The sequence below is a fragment of the Streptomyces varsoviensis genome, assembly GCF_000718635.1.
GTDB classification, from domain to species: Bacteria; Actinomycetota; Actinomycetes; order Streptomycetales; family Streptomycetaceae; genus Streptomyces; species Streptomyces varsoviensis.
This window is the reverse complement of the sequence record NZ_JOBF01000034.1, coordinates 142,076-158,883: the sequence shown is the minus strand read 5'-3', so window position 1 is coordinate 158,883 and position 16,808 is coordinate 142,076. Positions and strand designations below refer to the sequence as shown.

Here is a 16,808-nt window from a genome sequence, read left to right as displayed (position 1 = left end):
CTTCCGGCGTGGTCACTACGTTAGCGGATTTCCCTGGCGACTCATAATCGAGCCGGTGGTCCGAATTCCGGCATGCCGAAATTCATCCCGTTCAGGGGCAGTGCTTGTAGTGATGTGCCGCCGGTGCGGCCGAGGTGGCTGCCGCAGAACCGTTACGGCTCCGTGGCAACTCGGAGAACACTACGGACGGAACACGGCCGTGTCAACCCACCCGGACGCATCCCAGCCGGGCCGGGCGCGTCGCGGTCGCAGTCGCCGTCGCAGGCTCGGTCGCGGTCTCAGTCGAGGTCGTTCAGGCGCCCGCCGGCGTCCGGCTGGGCGTCCTCCACGCGGCGCAGCAGCCGGGTCAGCATCTCGCCGAGCGCCACGCGCTCCTCGCCGGAGAGGTCCTGGAGGAGGTCGCCCTCGAAGATGGTCGCCATCCGCATCGCCTCCAGCCACTTGGCGCGGCCTTCGCTCGTGATGCCGATGATGACGCGGACCCGGTTGTTCTCGTCGCGCTCCCGCGTGACGAGCCCCTCCCCGACCATCCGGTCGATGCGGTGGGTCATGGCCGCCGGGGTCAGCCCGAGGCGCTTCGCCAGCTCGCCGGGGCCCATGCAGTAGGGCTCGCCGGCCAGTACGAGGGCCTTGAGCACCTCCCACTCGGTGTTGCTCATGCCGAGGTCGGCGGTCTGTCGTCCGTACGCGACGTTCATACGGCGGTTGAGGCGGCTCAGGGCCGAGACGACCTTCTCCACCTGCGGATCTAGGTCATGGAACTCGCGCTGGTAGGCGGCGATCTGTTCGTCGAGGCTCGGCTCTGGTGGGCCGGGGATGTCAGCCATGCGCCGCAGTATGGCACGAGAGATTGGCGTTAAAGCCCTTTGATATGTACTCTTTAGCTTCGAACTTTAGAGTTGAAGTCTTCAGGCTTGGACTCTACCCGCTTCAACCCACCCCAATCCTCACTTGCCTAGGAGGTGAGCGTGACCACCGCGATGGGCGCAGCGCTGCGCCGGATCCAGCTCGGCAACGCACTGAGTGCGTTCGGCAACGGCTTCACCGTCCCCTTCCTGTTCATCTATGTGTCCCAGGTGCGGGATCTCGGCGCGAGTACGGCAGGCATCGTCCTCGCGACGTTCGCCGTGGCCGCGCTCGCCGTGCTGCCCTTCACCGGTTCCGCGATCGACCGCCGGGGGCCGCTGCCGGTCGCCGTCGTCGGCACGGTGTCCGCCGCCGTCGGTTCCATGGGGCTCGGCCTGGCCCAGACGGAGCCGCTGGCCATCGCCGCCGCCGCGCTCCTGGGCGCGGGCATCGCGGTCATCCAGCCGGCGCTGGCCACGATGATCGTGTGGTGCTCCACCCCGGCCACCCGGTCGCGCTCCTTCGCGATGCAGTTCTTCCTGAACAACCTCGGGCTCGGCGTCGGCGGACTGCTCGGCGGCCAGCTCGTGGACACCTCGGACCCGTCGAGCTTCGTGCGGCTGTTCGCGATCGAGTCCGTGATGTTCCTGGTGCTGGGCGCGATCCTCGCGACCGTACGGCTGCCGAACGCGGCCAAGGTCGAGAACGCGGTGCCGCAGGAGGCCGCCGCGAAGGGCGGCTGGCGGACGCTGCTCTCCGACCGGGCGATGGTGCAACTGTGCGTGCTGGGCTTTGTGATGTTCTTCGCCTGCTATGGGCAGTTCGAGTCGGGCCTGTCCGCGTACGCCGTCGAGGTCACCCGGATCTCCCCCGCGACGCTGGGCGTGGCGCTGGCCGCCAACACCGCCGCCATCGTGCTGGCGCAGTTCGTCGTGCTGAAGCTCGTCGAGCGGCGGCGGCGCAGCCGGGTCATCGCGCTGGTCGGGCTGGTCTGGACCGTGGCGTGGGTCGCGGCCGGGGTCTCCGGCCTGGTGCACGGCGCGCAGGCCATCGCCACGACGCTGCTCATCTCGACGTACGCGCTCTTCGGGCTGGGCGAGTCGATGCTGTCGCCGACGATGGCACCGCTGGTGGCCGACCTGGCGCCGGCCCGGCTGGTCGGCCAGTACAACTCGGCCTTCGCCCTCGTGAAGCAGCTCGCGCTGGCGATCGGCCCGGCCGTCGGCGGGCTGATGGCCGGGGGCGGCATGTACGTCGCCTATATAGCGATGCTGGTCGTGTGCTCGCTCGGGATCAGCGCCCTCGCGCTGCGGCTGGGGCGGCGGCTCTCCGTACGGCAGGACAACCCGCTGCGCGCGCAGACGGCGCAGGCCCAGACGGCGGAGGCGGCGGCGGAATCGGCGGACTCGACGAGCTCGGTCGCCGTGGCCGCCTGACGCCGGCCCGCCGCCCGTACGCTCCCCCGTTCCCCCATCATCCCGTCGTCCCTCACGGCCCGGAAGCCGACGCTTCCGGGCCGCGGTCGTGTGCCCGTACGCCCGTCACGCCGCGCCCGGGCCGTCGATACGCCCGTACGTCCGTACGCGGACTCTCGTGCGTACGGGCTCACCCCATGGGGAGGGCGAATTCGCACCAGACGGCTTTTCCGCCGCCCGGGGTGCGGCGCGAGCCCCAGGAGGAGGCGATGGTGGCGATGATCGAGATGCCGCGGCCCGCCTCGTCGGCCGGCTCGGGCTTGCGGCGACGCGGGAGGTGGTCGTCCCCGTCGGTGACCTCGATTATCAGGCGGCGGTCCGTACGGCGCAGTCTCAGTCGCATGGGCGGGGTGCCGTGCTGGAGGCTGTTGGCGACGAGCTCGCTGGCGGCCAGGACGCCCAGGTCGCGCAGTTCGTTGGGGAAGCGCCAACTGGCCAGCACGCCCGACGCGAAGGCACGGGCGCGCGGGGCCGCCTCGATGCCGCCCAGCAGCTCCAGCGCGGCGTTGTGGAACAGCTCGGCGTCGTGGCCCGTGCGGGCGGGGTGCTGGAGCACGAGCACCGCGACGTCGTCGTCGTGCTCCGCGGTGATGCCGAGCGCCCGGAGCAGCCGGTCGCACATGACCTGCGGCGAACCCGTGGCCCCGGCGAAGGCGCGCTCCAGGGAGGCGACGCCGGTGTCGATGTCCTCGTCGCGGCGCTCCACCAGGCCGTCCGTGTAGAGGACGGCGCTGGACCCGGGGCCGAGCGGCACGGACCCCGAGGTGTGCAGCCAGCCGCCGGTGCCGAGCGGCGGGCCGGTGGGCTCGGCCGCGCGGCGGACGGTGCCGTCGGGGTCGCGGACGAGGATGGGCAGATGGCCCGCGGAGGCGTAGACGAGCCGGCCCTCGTTGGGGTCGTGGACGGCGTAGACGCAGGTGGCGATCTGACTGGCGTCGATCTCGGCGGCGAGGCCGTCGAGGAGCTGGAGGACCTCGTGCGGCGGGAGGTCGAGCCGCGCGTAGGCCCGTACGGCCGTGCGGAGCTGGCCCATGACGGCGGCGGCGCGCACTCCGCGGCCCATGACGTCGCCGATGACCAGGGCGGTGCGGCCGGCCCCGAGGGTGATGACGTCGTACCAGTCGCCGCCTACGGCCGCCTCGGTGCCGCCGGGCTGGTAGGTGGCGGCGACGCGCAGGTCGTCGGGTTGTTCGAGCTCCTGGGGGAGCAGGCTGCGCTGGAGCGTGACGGCGGCCTCGCGCTGGCGGCGCTCGCTGGCGCGCAGTCGCTCGGCGGACTCGATCTGGTCGGTGACGTCGGCGGCGAAGACGAGCACCCCTTGGTACGGCTCGCGGCGGTACGCGTCGTGGTGGCGGGAGTCGAGGGGCTGCGGCTCGTGTGGCTCATACGGTTCGTATCGCTCGTGTCGGGGGTGCGACTCATGAGTCCCTTGCGCTCCGCTGGGCTCATACGGCCCGCTGCGCTTGTACGCCCCGTTGGACTCGTGCGCGGCACTGGGTCCGTACGACCTGTCGGCCTCGGACTCGGCCTCGGGCCCGTACGCGGCGCGCTCGTGCGGCACGGCGGCGTCGCCGCTCGGCGGGTCGGGTGGGCGGGCCGTGGCCGGGGCGGGAGCGGTGCCGACGGCGCCGACCTCGATCGGGGTGCACGTGAAGGTGTAGTAGCCGTGGCGCGGCGTGTCGCCGCCTTCCGCGGTGACCCGGCGGGACTTGACCGTGCGCGGCTTGCCGCTGCGCAGGACCTGGTCCATGAGGGGCAGCAGTCCGAGCGCTTCGAGCTCCGGGAGGGCCGTACGGGCCGGGGCGCCGGGGGTGCGGGCGCCGAACAGCGCGGCGTAGGCGTCGTTGACGTACGCGACGCGGTGCTCCGGGCCGTAGACGACGGCGACGAGCGCGGGGAGCTGGCCGAGGACCTCGTGGACGGAGAGCCCGTCGAGGGTGGGGACGGGGCCGTCGGCCTCGGGCGCGTCCGCGGTGGCGGTGGGGGTCCGGCGTGTCGCGCCGCCCGCGGTGCCGTCGACGGCGGCAGGCCGGGTGCGCGGCACGGCCTCGGCCCTGGCGGCGGGCACGGAGCCGTTGGCACCGCCGCTCGCCGTGGTCGGGGGCTGCGGCGGGGTCGTACCGCGATCGGTGCGGGCCGCGGCGCGGCGCTGGGTTCCAGGGAGCCGGGCGCTCCAGCGGGTGAAGTTCACAGAGGATTACCTCGTGGTGTCGTTACTGGGCTGCACACCGGCGCGGTGGCCCGGCTGGGGTTGTGGGGGGAGTTCTCCGGGGAAGGCAGCAAACGTCCGAATCCTCGTGCTTGTCACTATCCTCGTGGCTGTCACTCTTCGCAGGTACGAGCCCACCCATGGTCACACGTCCAGTGTGACCGACCGGACTGACATCCGTCAGACGCCGGTGGACCGGGTGGAGTTCCCGGCTCCGGGCGGGTGGGGTCACGTGCCTTCCGGGCGGCGCCCCGTGCCCGCGGCGAGTTCGAACTCGGCGCGCGGGTTCTCCAGGGAGCCGAGCGAGACGATCTCACGTTTGAAGAGCCCGGCGAGGGACCACTCGGCGAGCACGCGCGCCTTGCGGTTGAAAGTGGGCACCCGGCTGAGGTGGTAGACGCGGTGCATCAACCAGGCGGGGTAGCCCTTGAGCTTGCGCCCGTAGAGGTACGCCACGCCTTTGTGCAGGCCCAGGGAGGCCACGGAACCGGCGTGCTGGTGCGCGTAGTCCCGGAGGGGCCGGCCCCGGAGGGACGAGATGATGTTGTCCGCGAGGACCCTCGCCTGGCGTACGGCGTGTTGGGCGTTGGGCGCGCACTCCTTGCCGGGTTCGCCGGCGCTCATGTCCGGGACGGCGGCTGCGTCCCCGGCGGCCCAGGCGTGCTCGGCACCGGCCACCTGGAGCGCCGCGGTGCACACGAGCCGGCCGCGGTCGTCGCGCGGCAGGTCGGTGGCGGCGAGGAGGGGGTGCGGTCTGACCCCGGCGGTCCACACGACCGTACGGGTGGGGAAGCGCGAGCCGTCGCTGAGCACCGCGATCCGGCCCGCGCAGGAGTCGAGGCGGGTGTCGAGCCGCACGTCGATGTTGCGGCCGCGCAGCTCCCGTACGGCGTACTGGCCCATCTCCGGGCCGACCTCGGGGAGGATGCGGCCGGTGGCCTCGACGAGGATGAACCGCACGTCGTCGGGGCGGATGTTGTGGTAGTAGCGGGCGGCGTAGCGGGCCATGTCCTCCAGTTCGGCGAGCGCTTCGACGCCCGCGTAGCCGCCGCCGACGAAGACGAAGGTCAGGGCCGCGTCGCGGACTTCGGGGTCGCGGGTGGAGGACGCGATGTCGAGCTGTTCGAGCACGTGGTTGCGGAGGCCGATGGCCTCTTCGACGGTCTTGAAGCCGATGCCGAATTCGGCCAGGCCCGGGATCGGGAGGGTGCGCGAGACGGAGCCGGGGGCGAGGACCAGCTCGTCGTAGCGCAGCTCGACGGCGCCGCCGCCCTCCTCGTCGGTGGCGAGGGTCTTGACGGTCGCGGCGCGCCTCGCGTGGTCGACGGCCGTGGCCTCGCCGACGAGGATCTGGCACTGGGGCAGGGTGCGGCGCAGCGGCACGACGACGTGGCGCGGGGAGATGGAGCCGGCCGCGGCCTCGGGGAGGAAGGGCTGATACGTCATGTACGGGTCCGGGCCCACCACGGTGACCTGCGCTTCGTCCGTCCTCAGCTTCCGCTGGAGGCGCAGTGCCGTATACATCCCTACGTAGCCGCCGCCGACAATCAGAATGCGCGCCGGTTCCTTCACAGAGGATCTCCTCGCGATGTCGCCCAGCCCGAGGGGGTGCCGCCGGGGGCCCGGAGCGGCTGGGCCGCTATCGGATGCTGTGACCCCGGGAAAGCACAGCACCCTCCCATGACGCACTGGCAACAAGCATTTGTCCACAGGCCCCGCGAAATGTATGACCGGTGCCGGAAGGGGCCGCTCCGGGGGCCCGTCGTCGTCCCGCCGGGAAAGCCCGCAGGTCAGCCGCAGGCCAAGGGGCGGTTGGCGAGCGGCGAATCCGGACCGGTCGGTTCGGTGCTCCGATCGTGGGACGGTCCGTGCGGAACTCCCCCTTCTTTCTTGACGCGGGCTCAACTATGTTCGTACCTGGTCGGGGTGGTGAGACACGCCCCGGCAGTCAGGGCGGGGAGTCTCCGGGGGGAGACGTCATTACCGGGGGAATGCTTATGCACATTCAGGGATCTCATTGGTCGGCTGCCGCTGTCGCGTCGTCCGACGCCAATGGCAGCCGCCACACGCCTTTGCGTGTGGACGCACAGCGCAATCTGGAACACGTACTCCGGGCGGCTCGCGAGGTCTTCGGCGAGCTCGGGTACGGCGCGCCGATGGAGGACGTGGCACGCCGCGCCCGCGTGGGCGTGGGGACCGTGTACCGCAGGTTCCCGAGCAAGGACGTGCTGGTCCGGCGGATAGCCGAGGAAGAGACCGCGCGCCTGACCGAGCAGGCGCGGGCCGCGCTGGGGCAGGAGGACGAGCCGTGGTCGGCGCTGTCCCGCTTCCTGCGCACGTCGGTGGCGTCGGGCGCCGGGCGGCTGCTGCCGCCGCAGGTGCTGCGAGTCGGCGTCGACGTGGACTCCGAGGCCGCCGCCGAGGAGGCCAGGGCGGCGCATTCGGTCGAGGCGCGAGTGCCGCAGCAGCGGCAGCCCGGGTCCTCGATCAACCAACTGCACGAGCTGCGGCTGGTCGAGCAGCGGCCCGTCGCCGTCGAGGAACCGGACGACGCGGGGGCCTCGGCGCTGCTGGAGGTCGTGGGCCAGCTCGTGGACCGGGCCCGGGCCGCGGGTGAGCTGCGCGCGGACGTGACCGTCGCGGACGTACTGCTCGTGATCGCCACGGCGGCGCCTTCGCTGCCCGACGCGGCACAGCAGGCGGCGGCGTCGGCGCGGCTGCTCGACATCCTGCTGGAAGGGCTGCGGTCGCGGCCCGTGGGCTGACGCTCGCGTCCAGCCCGTCCGGCGATCCTGCCCCGAATGGGTGAAGGTTACTGCTCCGGTGTGCGAAAACACCCCGGATGAGTGGTTGCCTTCCCAGCCGGGGTTGCGGTGACCGACCGTATGGCACGCTTGCCCGGTGTTCGGGAGCGACGGCATGTACGGGGGCCTCCGCGATGGGTGTTGACGGGCGGGACGAGCCGCGCGGGAGCGGTGAACCGGGCACACGTCCGGCTCACCAAGTACCGAGCCAGAAGGGCCCGTTCATGGACGGGCCCGACGGCTCGGACGCTCCCGGCGGCTCGGACGCGCCCCGCCGTCCGGGCTCGACCGGCGGTCCCGGCGAGCCCGGGGATTCGAACGCGCCCGGTGGGTTGGGTGGGTTCGACGGGACGGACGCGTGCGGGGGTTCGAACGTCGTTGGTGGTTCGAATGCCGGGGGTTCGAACGTCGTTGGTGGTTCGAACGCTGGCGGTTCGAATGCCGGGGGTTCGAATGCCGGGGGTTCGAATGCCGGGGGATGTGACGGGCCCCGTGGGTCGGACGCAGGCGAAGGTTCGGAGTCGGTAGGCGGCTCGGGGGCGTCCGGCGCCCCGGACGCTCCAGATGGTTCGGGCAGCTCAGGCGGCTCAGCGGCATCCGGTGCCTCGGGGGCTTCCGAGCGCGCGGAGAGCCCCGGCGGCACCGAGCCGAGCGTGCCGCAGCAGCGGAACAGAGGCGGCTCCCACAGGGGCGGCTCTCGCAGAGATAGCTCTCACAGGGGTGCCGTCGGCAGCGGCGACCTGGGCGGCGCTACGGGCGTCGGTACGGGCCGTGGCTCAGATTCAAGGGGCCGCGGTGGTACGGGCCCTAGCGGTACCGGCCATGGCGCTACGGGCCGTGGCGCTACCGGACCGGGGGCCACAGGCCGTGGCGATGGGCGCCCCGGGGCCACAGGCCGTGGCGCTACGGGTCGTGGCGCTGCGGACGGCGGCGACGCACGTGGCGATGGCGACGCACGTAGCGCTGAAGACGTACGCGGCGACGCCGTACGCGGCAGCGGTACGGGCGCCGGTGGTGCGGGCGCCGGTGGCGCGGCGCTCGGTGGCGCCGGCCGCGGTGGCGCGGCCGGTGGCGGCGCTGACGGCGACGACCGCGACGCCTCGGTGCCGCCGTCGGACACCGAGTTGGTGGCCCGTATGCGCGGCGGCGCGCTGGACGCGGACGCCGCGCACGCCAACGCGGCCTACGAGGAGCTGTACCGGCGGCACGCGGACGCGGTCCGCCGGTACGCCCGTAGCTGCTGCCGGGACGACCACACCGCGGAGGACCTGACCAACGAGGTCTTCGCGCGCACGCTCCAGGCCGTGCAGGGCGGCGCGGGCCCGGACTCCGCGGTGCGCGCGTACCTGCTGACCACGGTGCGGCGGGTCGCCGCGGCGTGGGGCAAGACCGCGAAGCGGGAGCAACTGGTCGAGGACTTCGCGGTGTTCGCGTCGTCCGCGGCCCGCACGTCGGCCTCGGACGAGGAGACGCTGGACCTCGGCGCGGACGTACGGGCCATGCAGGAGGCCGAGGCGTCGCTGGCCGTACAGGCGTTCCGCAGCCTGCCGCCGCGCTGGCAGACCGTGCTGTGGCACACCACCGTCGAGGAGGAGTCGCCCAGCGAGGTCGCGCCGCTGCTCGGGCTGACGGCCAACGCGACGGCGGTGCTGGCGCACCGGGCGCGCGAGGGCCTCAAGCAGGCGTATCTCCAGGCCCATGTGAGCACGTCCCTGACGTCGGACGGCGACTGCGCCCGGTACGCGGACCGGCTCGGCGCGTACGCCCGCGGCGGGCTGCGGATGCGGGCGGAGCGCGGGCTGCGCAAGCATCTGGAGGACTGCGCGAAGTGCCGCACCGCGGCCCTGGAGGTCGCGGACGTCAACGAGCGCATCCGGGAGCTGCTGCCGATCGCGGTCATCGGATGGTTCGCCGCCGCGTACACGGCCAAGGCGGCCGCCGGGGCCGCCGTGGGGCTGGCGGGCGCCGGCGCCGCCGCGGGGGCGGGGGTCGCGGCCGCCGCCACTGGCAGCGGCGCGGCGGGCGGTTCGGCGGGCGGGGCGGCCGGGGGCGCGGCGGGCGAGGGGCTCGGCGCGCCCGCGAAGGTCGGCATCGGGGCGGCCGTGGTGGTCGCGGCGGGCGCGGTCCTCGCCTACGCCCTGACCGGCAACCACCCCGACCCGCCGAAGAAACCGCAGGCCAAGCCCACAGCGGCACCGGTGGTACCGGCTCCGGAACCGCCGCCGTCGAAGTCGCCGGCCCCGAAACCGCCGCCGCCCGAGCCCTCGCCGAAGCCCGAGCCACCGTCGCCGAAGCCGCCGCCGAAGCCCGAACCCAAGCCGAAGCCGCCCGCGCCCAAGCCCAAGCCCAAGCCGCCGGCTCCGAAGCCGACGCCCGAGCCGCCGTCACCGAAACCGACGCCCAAGCCCACTCCCCCGGCGCCCGCACCGGCGGTCTTCCAGCTCAACACCTTGCAGTACGCGGGGCTGGGCGACGGCACGAAGCCGGAGGTGCGGCCGAGCGCGAGCAGTTGGCTGTGGCAGCGCTGGGGGCTGCACATCAACGACACGAAGTACGGGCACGGGGTGACGGTGCACGCCCCGTCCTCGGTGACCATCGACCTGAACCGCCCCTGCTCGTCGTACGACGCGGTGGCCGGGGTCGACGACATGACAATGGGCCTGGGCGAGGTCCGGTTCGCGGTGTACGGGGACGCGGCGCGGCTGTGGCGGTCGGGCGTGGTGCGCGGCGGGAAGCCGGCGGTGCCGGTGCATGTGCCGCTGACGGGCCGCAAGACGCTGCGGCTGGTGGTGGAGTCGACGTCGCCGATGAGCACGGTGGCCCTCGCCGACTGGGCGCAGTCCCGCCTGAGTTGCCGGTAGCCGGGCGTCCGTGACCGCGTCCGTGGCGGCCGCGCGATCGGCGGCGGCATCCACGCGGCCGGGCCCCGCGCCCGCGCCCGGCCGCCGGTTACGGGCGTGGGCGCTCCCGCCCGTAACCGGCGGACGCTCACAAGCTGGTACGCGGTATGACCCCGCCCGCGACGGCCCGCTGCCGGGGGGCCTCGGAGCCGGTCCAGCAACTGCCGCGGCGGGAGAGGAGGCGGCGCAGCCACAGCTCCGTGGAGACGAGTTCCGCTAGCCCGTCGAGCGGCAGGATTTCTCCCTCGGCCGCCGCGCGCAGCGCCTTGCGGACCACGCGGGCCTCGACCAGCCCGGCGTCGGCCAGCAGCGGTGTCTCGAATATCTCCACCAGGCGCCCCACGGACATCCGCAGCCCCGCCCGTACCGCTGCCGCGTGCGAGGCGTGGGAGGTGGCTCCCCAGCCGGGCGGAAGTTCGCGGATGCCGGAGCCGGCCAGGACGGCGCGCAGGACAGAGGCGCGCGCCCCCGGTTGCACGCGGAGGGATTCGGGGAGCGCGCGGCAGGCCCGTACGACCTGGTTGTCCAGGAAGGGCGCGTGCAGCCGCTGGCTGCGCACCTCCGCGGCCTGCTCGAAGATCCGGTGGTCGGCGGCGTGCCGGGCCAGCGCGGCGGAGGCGCGGCGTTCGCCGGGGCGGCGGAGGCCGCCCGGACGGGCCGCCGCGCTCCCCAGGCGAACCGATACTTCAGCAAGCGCCTCGCCCGTGAGCCAGCGCGCGGCGGGGCCCGGCCGGAACCAGGTGAGGGCGGCCAGGGAGGCGCCCACGGCGCCGGGGACGGCGGGCTCCAGCTCCGAGCCCGGCCGGCCGGCCTCCAGCAGCCGACCGGCGGCGGCCTCAAGACCGTCCTTGTACGGCGTACGGGCCAGCTTGCGCGCCGCGCGGTAGACGGTGAAGGGGACGAAGAAGGAGTGCGCGGCCGGCCCGTCGGCGCGCGCGAGGGCCGAGACGGGGCGCAGCAGATGCCGCCGGCGGCGGTCCATGAGCAGGTCGGCGAGGCGCGCCGGGTGGGCGTCGAGCACCTGGCGGGCACCGTGGCCCACGAGGTGGTCGGCGCTGCCGGAGGCGAGGCGTCGGCGGTGGCGCTCGGCGGTGACGAGGGAGGGGGCTGGCTCGTCGGTGAGGGGGCCGGACTCCAGGTCGGCGTAGGGCAGGGCCTCCTCGCCCGCGGTGACGACGACGTGGTGCAGCCGGGGGTTGTCGGCGATGGCGCGGGCCCGTTCCAGCTCGGCCTGGCGGGAGCGGCCGTTGCCCGTCGCGAGGTCGTTGAAGGTGACGGCGAGCAGCCGCTCGCCGGCTCCGGTGCCGTGGCCGAAGAGCGTGCCGGGGACGCCGGGCAGCCCGGCGGCCAGCAGCGCGAGGGTCCCGGAGGCGCTGCCTCCGGACAGGTCGGCTCCGATGCCGGGCGCCGGCCCGCCGCGCGAGGCACGCCGGTACGCGGGCCCCATGCCCGGTACGGGGCCGGGGTCGAGGTCGCCGAGGTCGGTCTCCGGCGCGTGGCGCGGCGCGTCGAGCCGGGTCCGTACGGCCTCCACGAGGGCCTCCCGGACGCCCGCCACCGCGTCGTCGGCGGCGAGTTGGGGGGCTGCGACGGCGAGCGAGGCCGTCGGCTCGTAACCGATGATGTCGCGCGCGCCGTCCCGCAGTACGAGCGCGTGGCCGGGCGGCACGCGCCGCACCCCGAGGTAGGGCGTGCCGTCGCCGAGCGCCTCCGGGGAGTCGGGGCAGGCGAGCAGCGCCGCGAGGTGGCCGACGTCGAGCTGCGCCTCGGCCAGGTCGGCCAGCGGCAGCGCGGCGGTGGCGTAGGCGGTGCCGCGTTCCCATTCGGTGTGGAAGACGGGCCGGGCGCCCGCGAGGTCGCCGGCGACCGTGACGCGCCGGCCGACCTGGGCCACCGCCGTGTAACTGCCGCTCCACGCCGTCAGATGCCTCAGTGCGCCCCCGCGCGCCGCAAGCAGGCCGACGCGCAGTTCCTCGTCGCTCGCGCCGCAGCAGCCGAGGATGGCGAGGCGGGTGAAGGGGTCGGCCTGGACGACGCGGACCTCGTCCGGCCGCCAGTCCCCGACGGCCCACAGCGGGTCGGGGTCGCCCCACAGGAGCTGCGCGCCGACCGGATGCACCGTGGAGCCGTCGGCCCCGGCGCCCCGCCGGGTGGCACGGGGTCCGGTCCCGGAGGCGGCACTGCTCCACCCCACCAACCACCGCATCGCCGCCTCCACAGGGTGTGGACAATCAACAGGTAGCAGTCATCATGCACAAGAGGCTGACAGTTTCGGCACCGCTCGGTCAGCGTGTTGATCACGCCTTATCGACCAACTCGGCCTCAACTGGGGCGAAATGCCGCAATGCCGCACCGTCATGGACCGTGCTGGGTCCATGCTGCCACGAGTGGGGCGCGCGAGCGGCGCGCCGGAGGTGCATAGGGGGCGTGCGCAGGATGGCGACGCGCGGGGCGCGTGGGAGCGCGGCGGGTGGCGAGTGGGTCACGAGAGGGTGGAGAGGGGCAGGGAGGGGGCCGCGCGGGTGCGGGGAGGGGCCGCGGCGGGGCACCGAACCATCCCAGGGGCGCAGCCGGTTCGTAGCCGGGTCGCAACCGCTTCGTAGCCGGGCGGCAGCCGGTTCGCGGCCGCGCCGCCGTCCGGAAAAGGCGCATAAACGCGGAAGTTGAGGGCGCGCGGAAGGGAGAGGGGCGGCCTGGCCGTCGTGCACCGGGCTGCCGTGCACCGGACCGCCGCACACCGGGCCCGACCCATTGGACCGATGCGCACCAGGCCGTTACCCGCCGGGCCGCCCCCTCCCCGGCCCGGGCGGGAGTTCGGCTCGACCGTGCGCGCCGGCCACAACGGCATGCACCATATTCAGCCAAACTCGGCCGCGCCCCAGTTGGGCGCGTGCGTCCCCGATGCCCGGACCGCGATGTCACAGTCCGGGAGGCGGACTCCGCCCCCCGGACCGTTCCGCCGCCCGCGGGGAATGAGGCGGCGGTGTCCCCCAGCCCACTCGATCCAGTACAGCGGGCCGACCCACGCAACTCCCATGGAAGCGCTCCCGCGACGAGCCGGGCAGAGCGCACGGTAGGCGCACGGCCACACACAGGCGGAGCACATGCCCCTCACTGCACGTGCATGTGGACCAGAATCCCGCCATCCGGGTCTTCACCCCTTAACGGTAGGGATGCGGGGAACTACGCTGGGTTTACGAATGCCTCGCGCCTATGCCGGGGCGGCCGTCGGTGCTGGCGAGGGGTGCGCATGTCCAGGGAGCTACGCGGGCCGAATGAGAAGCTCGGGACCGTACTCGCCCTCGCGGGGATCAGTAACGCCGGTCTCGCGCGCAGGGTCAACGACCTGGGCGCCCAGCGCGGTTTGACGCTTCGGTACGACAAGACGTCGGTCGCGCGGTGGGTGTCCAAGGGCATGGTGCCCCAGGGCGCCGCGCCCCACCTGATCGCCGCCGCGATCGGCAGCAAACTCGGCCGCCCGGTGCCGCTGCACGAGATCGGGCTGGCCGACGCGGACCCCGCGCCCGAGGTCGGTCTCGCCTTCCCGCGCGACGTGGGCCAGGCCGTACGGGCCGCCACGGACCTCTACCGGCTGGACCTGGCCGGGCGGCGCGGAGGCGGCGGCATCTGGCAGAGCCTGGCCGGTTCCTTCTCCGTCAGCGCGTACGCCACCCCGGCGTCCCGCTGGCTGATAACCCCGGCCGACGGCTCGGTGGCGCGCGAGGCCCACCAGGTCGCCCGGGAGGCGGACGCGGGCGGCGGACCGGAGGGCTTACCCCAGCGCGTGGGCCACTCCGACGTGAACAAACTGCGCGAGGCCGCGGACGACGCGCGCCGCTGGGACTCCAAGTACGGCGGCGGGGACTGGCGTTCCTCGATGGTGCCCGAATGCCTGCGGGTCGACGCCGCGCCGCTGCTCCTCGGCTCGTACAGCGACGACGTGGGGCGTTCGCTCTTCGGCGCCACCGCCGAACTGACCCGCCTCGCCGGCTGGATGGCCTTCGACACCGGCCAGCAGGAGGCCGCCCAGCGCTACTACATCCAGGCGCTGCGGCTCGCGCGGGCGGCGGCGGACGTGCCGCTCGGGGGGTACGTGCTGGCGTCGATGAGCCTCCAGGCGACGTACCGGGGGTTCGCGGACGAGGGCGTGGACCTCGCCCAGGCCGCCCTGGAGCGCAACCGCGGCCTCGCCACGGCGCGCACCATGAGCTTCTTCCGGCTGGTCGAGGCGCGCGCCCACGCGAAGGCGAACGACGGGCCCGCCTGCGGCACGGCCCTGAAGGCCGCCGAGGGGTGGCTGGAACGGGCCCGGCAGGGCGACGGCGACCCCTCCTGGCTCGACTTCTACTCCCACGAACGGTTCGCCGCCGACGCGGCGGAGTGCTACCGCGACCTGAAGATGCCGCGTCAGGTGCAGCGCTTCACCGAGCAGGCGCTGGCCCGGCCGACGGAGGAATACGTCCGTTCGCACGGTCTGCGCCTGGTCGTCTCGGCCGTCGCCGAGCTGGAATCGGGCAATCTGGACGCGGCGTGCGCGGCCGGTACGCGGGCGGTGGAGGTGGCGGGCCGGATCTCCTCGGCCCGCACCACGGAGTACGTGCGCGACCTGCTGCACCGCCTGGAGCCGTACGGCGACGAGCCCCGCGTCGTCGAACTGCGGGAACGGGCGCGCCCGCTGCTGGTCACGCCGGCGTGAGGAAGGCGGGCGGGGGCGGTTCGGGCGGGAGCGAAGCGACGGGCGGGAGCGGGCCGACGGGCGAGCGCGGGCCGGTGGATGGGTGGGCCGGGTGAGGGAGCCGGGCCCGTTGGTGTGGCCCCGCGCCCGTACGTACGTACCGGAGGACGGGCGTCTCGGCGGCCCGAGGCCGGGCGGCACGGTTCCGGGGCGGCCCGAGGCCGGGCGGCGCCCTTCGGGGCGGCCCGAGGCCCGGCGGCCCGTCCGCCGGCCCGATCCCAGCCGGCGCGAACCCCGGCGGCCCTTGGATTTCACCCCCATGTCAGTGGCGTTGTCAGTGGCACGCGCCATGATGGGGAACGCTGGGAGAGGGGCCGGTGCGGCGCCTCGGGGGAATCGGGGCGGGAGGTGACGTGGTGGCGGCGTACGAGTGCGATGTGCTGGTGATCGGGGGCGGGATCGTCGGCCTGTCGACGGCGTATGCGATCACCCGTGCCGCGCCCGGGACGCGCGTGACCGTGCTGGAGAAGGAGTCCGGCCCGGCCCGCCATCAGACCGGCCGCAACAGCGGCGTGATCCACAGCGGCATCTATTACCGCCCGGGGTCGCTGAAGGCGCGGTTCGCGATGCGGGGCGCGGCGGAGATGGTCAAGTTCTGCGTCGAGCACGGCATCGCGCACGAGGTCACGGGCAAGCTGATCGTCGCGACGGAGCGGGCGGAGCTGCCGCGGCTGCACGCTCTGGTCCAGCGCGGCCGGGAGAACGGCATCCCGGTGCGGGAGCTGGGCCGCGCCCAGATAGCGGAGTTCGAGCCCCATGTCCGCGGCCTCGCGGCGATCCATGTGGGTACGACGGGCGTATGCGACTTCGGCTCGGTGGCGCGGCGGCTGGCGGAGCTGGCGACGGACGCCGGGGCCTCGGTGCGCTATGGGGCGGAGGCCCGGGTGATCGGCCGGCGCGGCTCGGCGGTGGCGGTCCGTACGGCGGCGGGCGAGGTCGTACGGGCGCGTGCCCTGGTGAACTGCGCGGGGCTGCGCTGCGACCACGTGGCGCGGCTGGCCGGGGACGACCCGGGGATGCGGATCGTGCCGTTCCGCGGTGAGTATTTCGAGCTGGCCCCGTCCCGTACGGACCTGGTGCGCGGCCTGGTGTACCCGGTGCCCGATCCGGCGTTCCCCTTCCTCGGGGTCCATCTCACCCGAGGCGTGGGCGGCGGCGTGCACGTCGGCCCCAATGCCGTCCCCGCCCTGGCCCGTGAGGGGTACGACTGGCGGACCGTACGGCCTGGGGAGCTGGCCGGGACCCTGGGGTACCCGGGCGCGTGGCGGATAGCGCGCCGCCACTGGCGCTACGGGGCGGGCGAGCTGCGCCGCTCGCTGTCCAAGCGGGCCTTCACCGAGTCGGTGCGCCGGCTGCTCCCGGAGGTGGCCGAGGACGACCTGATACCGGCGGCGGCCGGGGTGCGGGCCCAGGCGGTGCTGCGGGACGGGACGCTCGTGGACGACTTCCTCTTCGCCGAGTCGCCGCGGGTGGTGCACGTGCTGAACGCGCCGTCACCGGCGGCTACGGCGTCGCTGCCGATCGGCAGGGAGGTGGCGCGACGGGCGCTGGCGGCGATGGGCGGCGGAGAGTAGGCCCTACGGGCGTCGGCTTCCGTGCCACCGCCGTCCGGCCCGTGCCGTCTGCCTGCATGCCATCGACCTCCATACCGTCTGCCCCCGCGCCATCGACCTCCGTGCCATCGACCTCCGTAGATTCGGCTGCTTCCCGGATTCCGTAGAATCGAGTAATTGTGTCCGAGAACCCCACCGCGAACCCCAGTGCGAACCGCGCTCCGCACCCGGCTGCCCCCGAGACTGATGTGACCGAGGGGGCGAGCGCGTCTGACCCGGTCGTGGC

General features: G+C 74.0%; 9 protein-coding genes. 5 read left to right on the top strand and 4 right to left on the bottom strand.

Going from position 1 to position 16,808, the window contains the following annotated elements:
- Positions 1-278: 278 nt before the first annotated feature.
- Complete coding sequence (locus IF55_RS33245; RefSeq protein ID WP_030888819.1) at positions 279-827, bottom strand: MarR family winged helix-turn-helix transcriptional regulator; 549 nt, start codon at positions 825-827, stop codon at positions 279-281.
- Positions 828-968: 141 nt separating this feature from the next.
- Here IF55_RS33245 and IF55_RS33240 point away from each other — a divergent pair, with 141 nt between their 5' ends.
- Complete coding sequence (locus tag IF55_RS33240) at positions 969-2,282, top strand: MFS transporter (RefSeq protein ID WP_030888822.1); 1,314 nt, start codon at positions 969-971, stop codon at positions 2,280-2,282.
- Positions 2,283-2,451: 169 nt separating this feature from the next.
- Here the strand turns inward: IF55_RS33240 and IF55_RS33235 are convergent, their stop codons facing one another.
- A complete protein-coding gene (locus IF55_RS33235) occupies positions 2,452-4,512 on the bottom strand; it encodes a SpoIIE family protein phosphatase (protein WP_030888827.1) in 2,061 nt (686 codons plus the stop codon).
- A gap of 246 nt (positions 4,513-4,758) precedes the next feature.
- A complete protein-coding gene (locus tag IF55_RS33230; RefSeq protein ID WP_245661610.1) occupies positions 4,759-6,054 on the bottom strand; it encodes an NAD(P)/FAD-dependent oxidoreductase in 1,296 nt (431 codons plus the stop codon).
- A gap of 473 nt (positions 6,055-6,527) precedes the next feature.
- On the opposite strand from IF55_RS33230, the gene IF55_RS33225 reads away from it, so the two are divergent.
- Both IF55_RS33225 and IF55_RS33215 read left to right on the top strand, forming a co-directional pair.
- Positions 6,528-7,295 carry a TetR/AcrR family transcriptional regulator gene (locus tag IF55_RS33225; protein WP_030888831.1) on the top strand — a complete coding sequence of 256 codons (768 nt, stop codon included), beginning with the start codon at positions 6,528-6,530 and terminating at the stop codon, positions 7,293-7,295.
- A 1,175-nt stretch (positions 7,296-8,470) separates the two neighbouring features.
- The gene (locus IF55_RS33215) at positions 8,471-10,195 is read left to right on the top strand and encodes a sigma-70 family RNA polymerase sigma factor (RefSeq protein WP_078645672.1); all 1,725 of its coding nucleotides are present in this window, start codon (positions 8,471-8,473) and stop codon (positions 10,193-10,195) included.
- 127 nt (positions 10,196-10,322) lie between these two features.
- Here the strand turns inward: IF55_RS33215 and IF55_RS33210 are convergent, their stop codons facing one another.
- Positions 10,323-12,440: an asparagine synthase-related protein gene (locus tag IF55_RS33210; protein WP_030888835.1), complete on the bottom strand. Its 2,118-nt coding sequence runs from the start codon at positions 12,438-12,440 to the stop codon at positions 10,323-10,325.
- A gap of 1,044 nt (positions 12,441-13,484) precedes the next feature.
- On the opposite strand from IF55_RS33210, the gene IF55_RS33205 reads away from it, so the two are divergent.
- Positions 13,485-14,930, top strand: a complete 1,446-nt coding sequence (locus tag IF55_RS33205; protein WP_030888837.1) for an NsdA family TPR-like regulatory protein — start codon at positions 13,485-13,487, stop codon at positions 14,928-14,930.
- Positions 14,931-15,325: 395 nt separating this feature from the next.
- Positions 15,326-16,543 carry an L-2-hydroxyglutarate oxidase gene (gene lhgO / locus IF55_RS33200; RefSeq protein WP_037966626.1) on the top strand — a complete coding sequence of 406 codons (1,218 nt, stop codon included), beginning with the start codon at positions 15,326-15,328 and terminating at the stop codon, positions 16,541-16,543.
- The last annotated feature ends 265 nt before the right edge of the window (positions 16,544-16,808 follow it).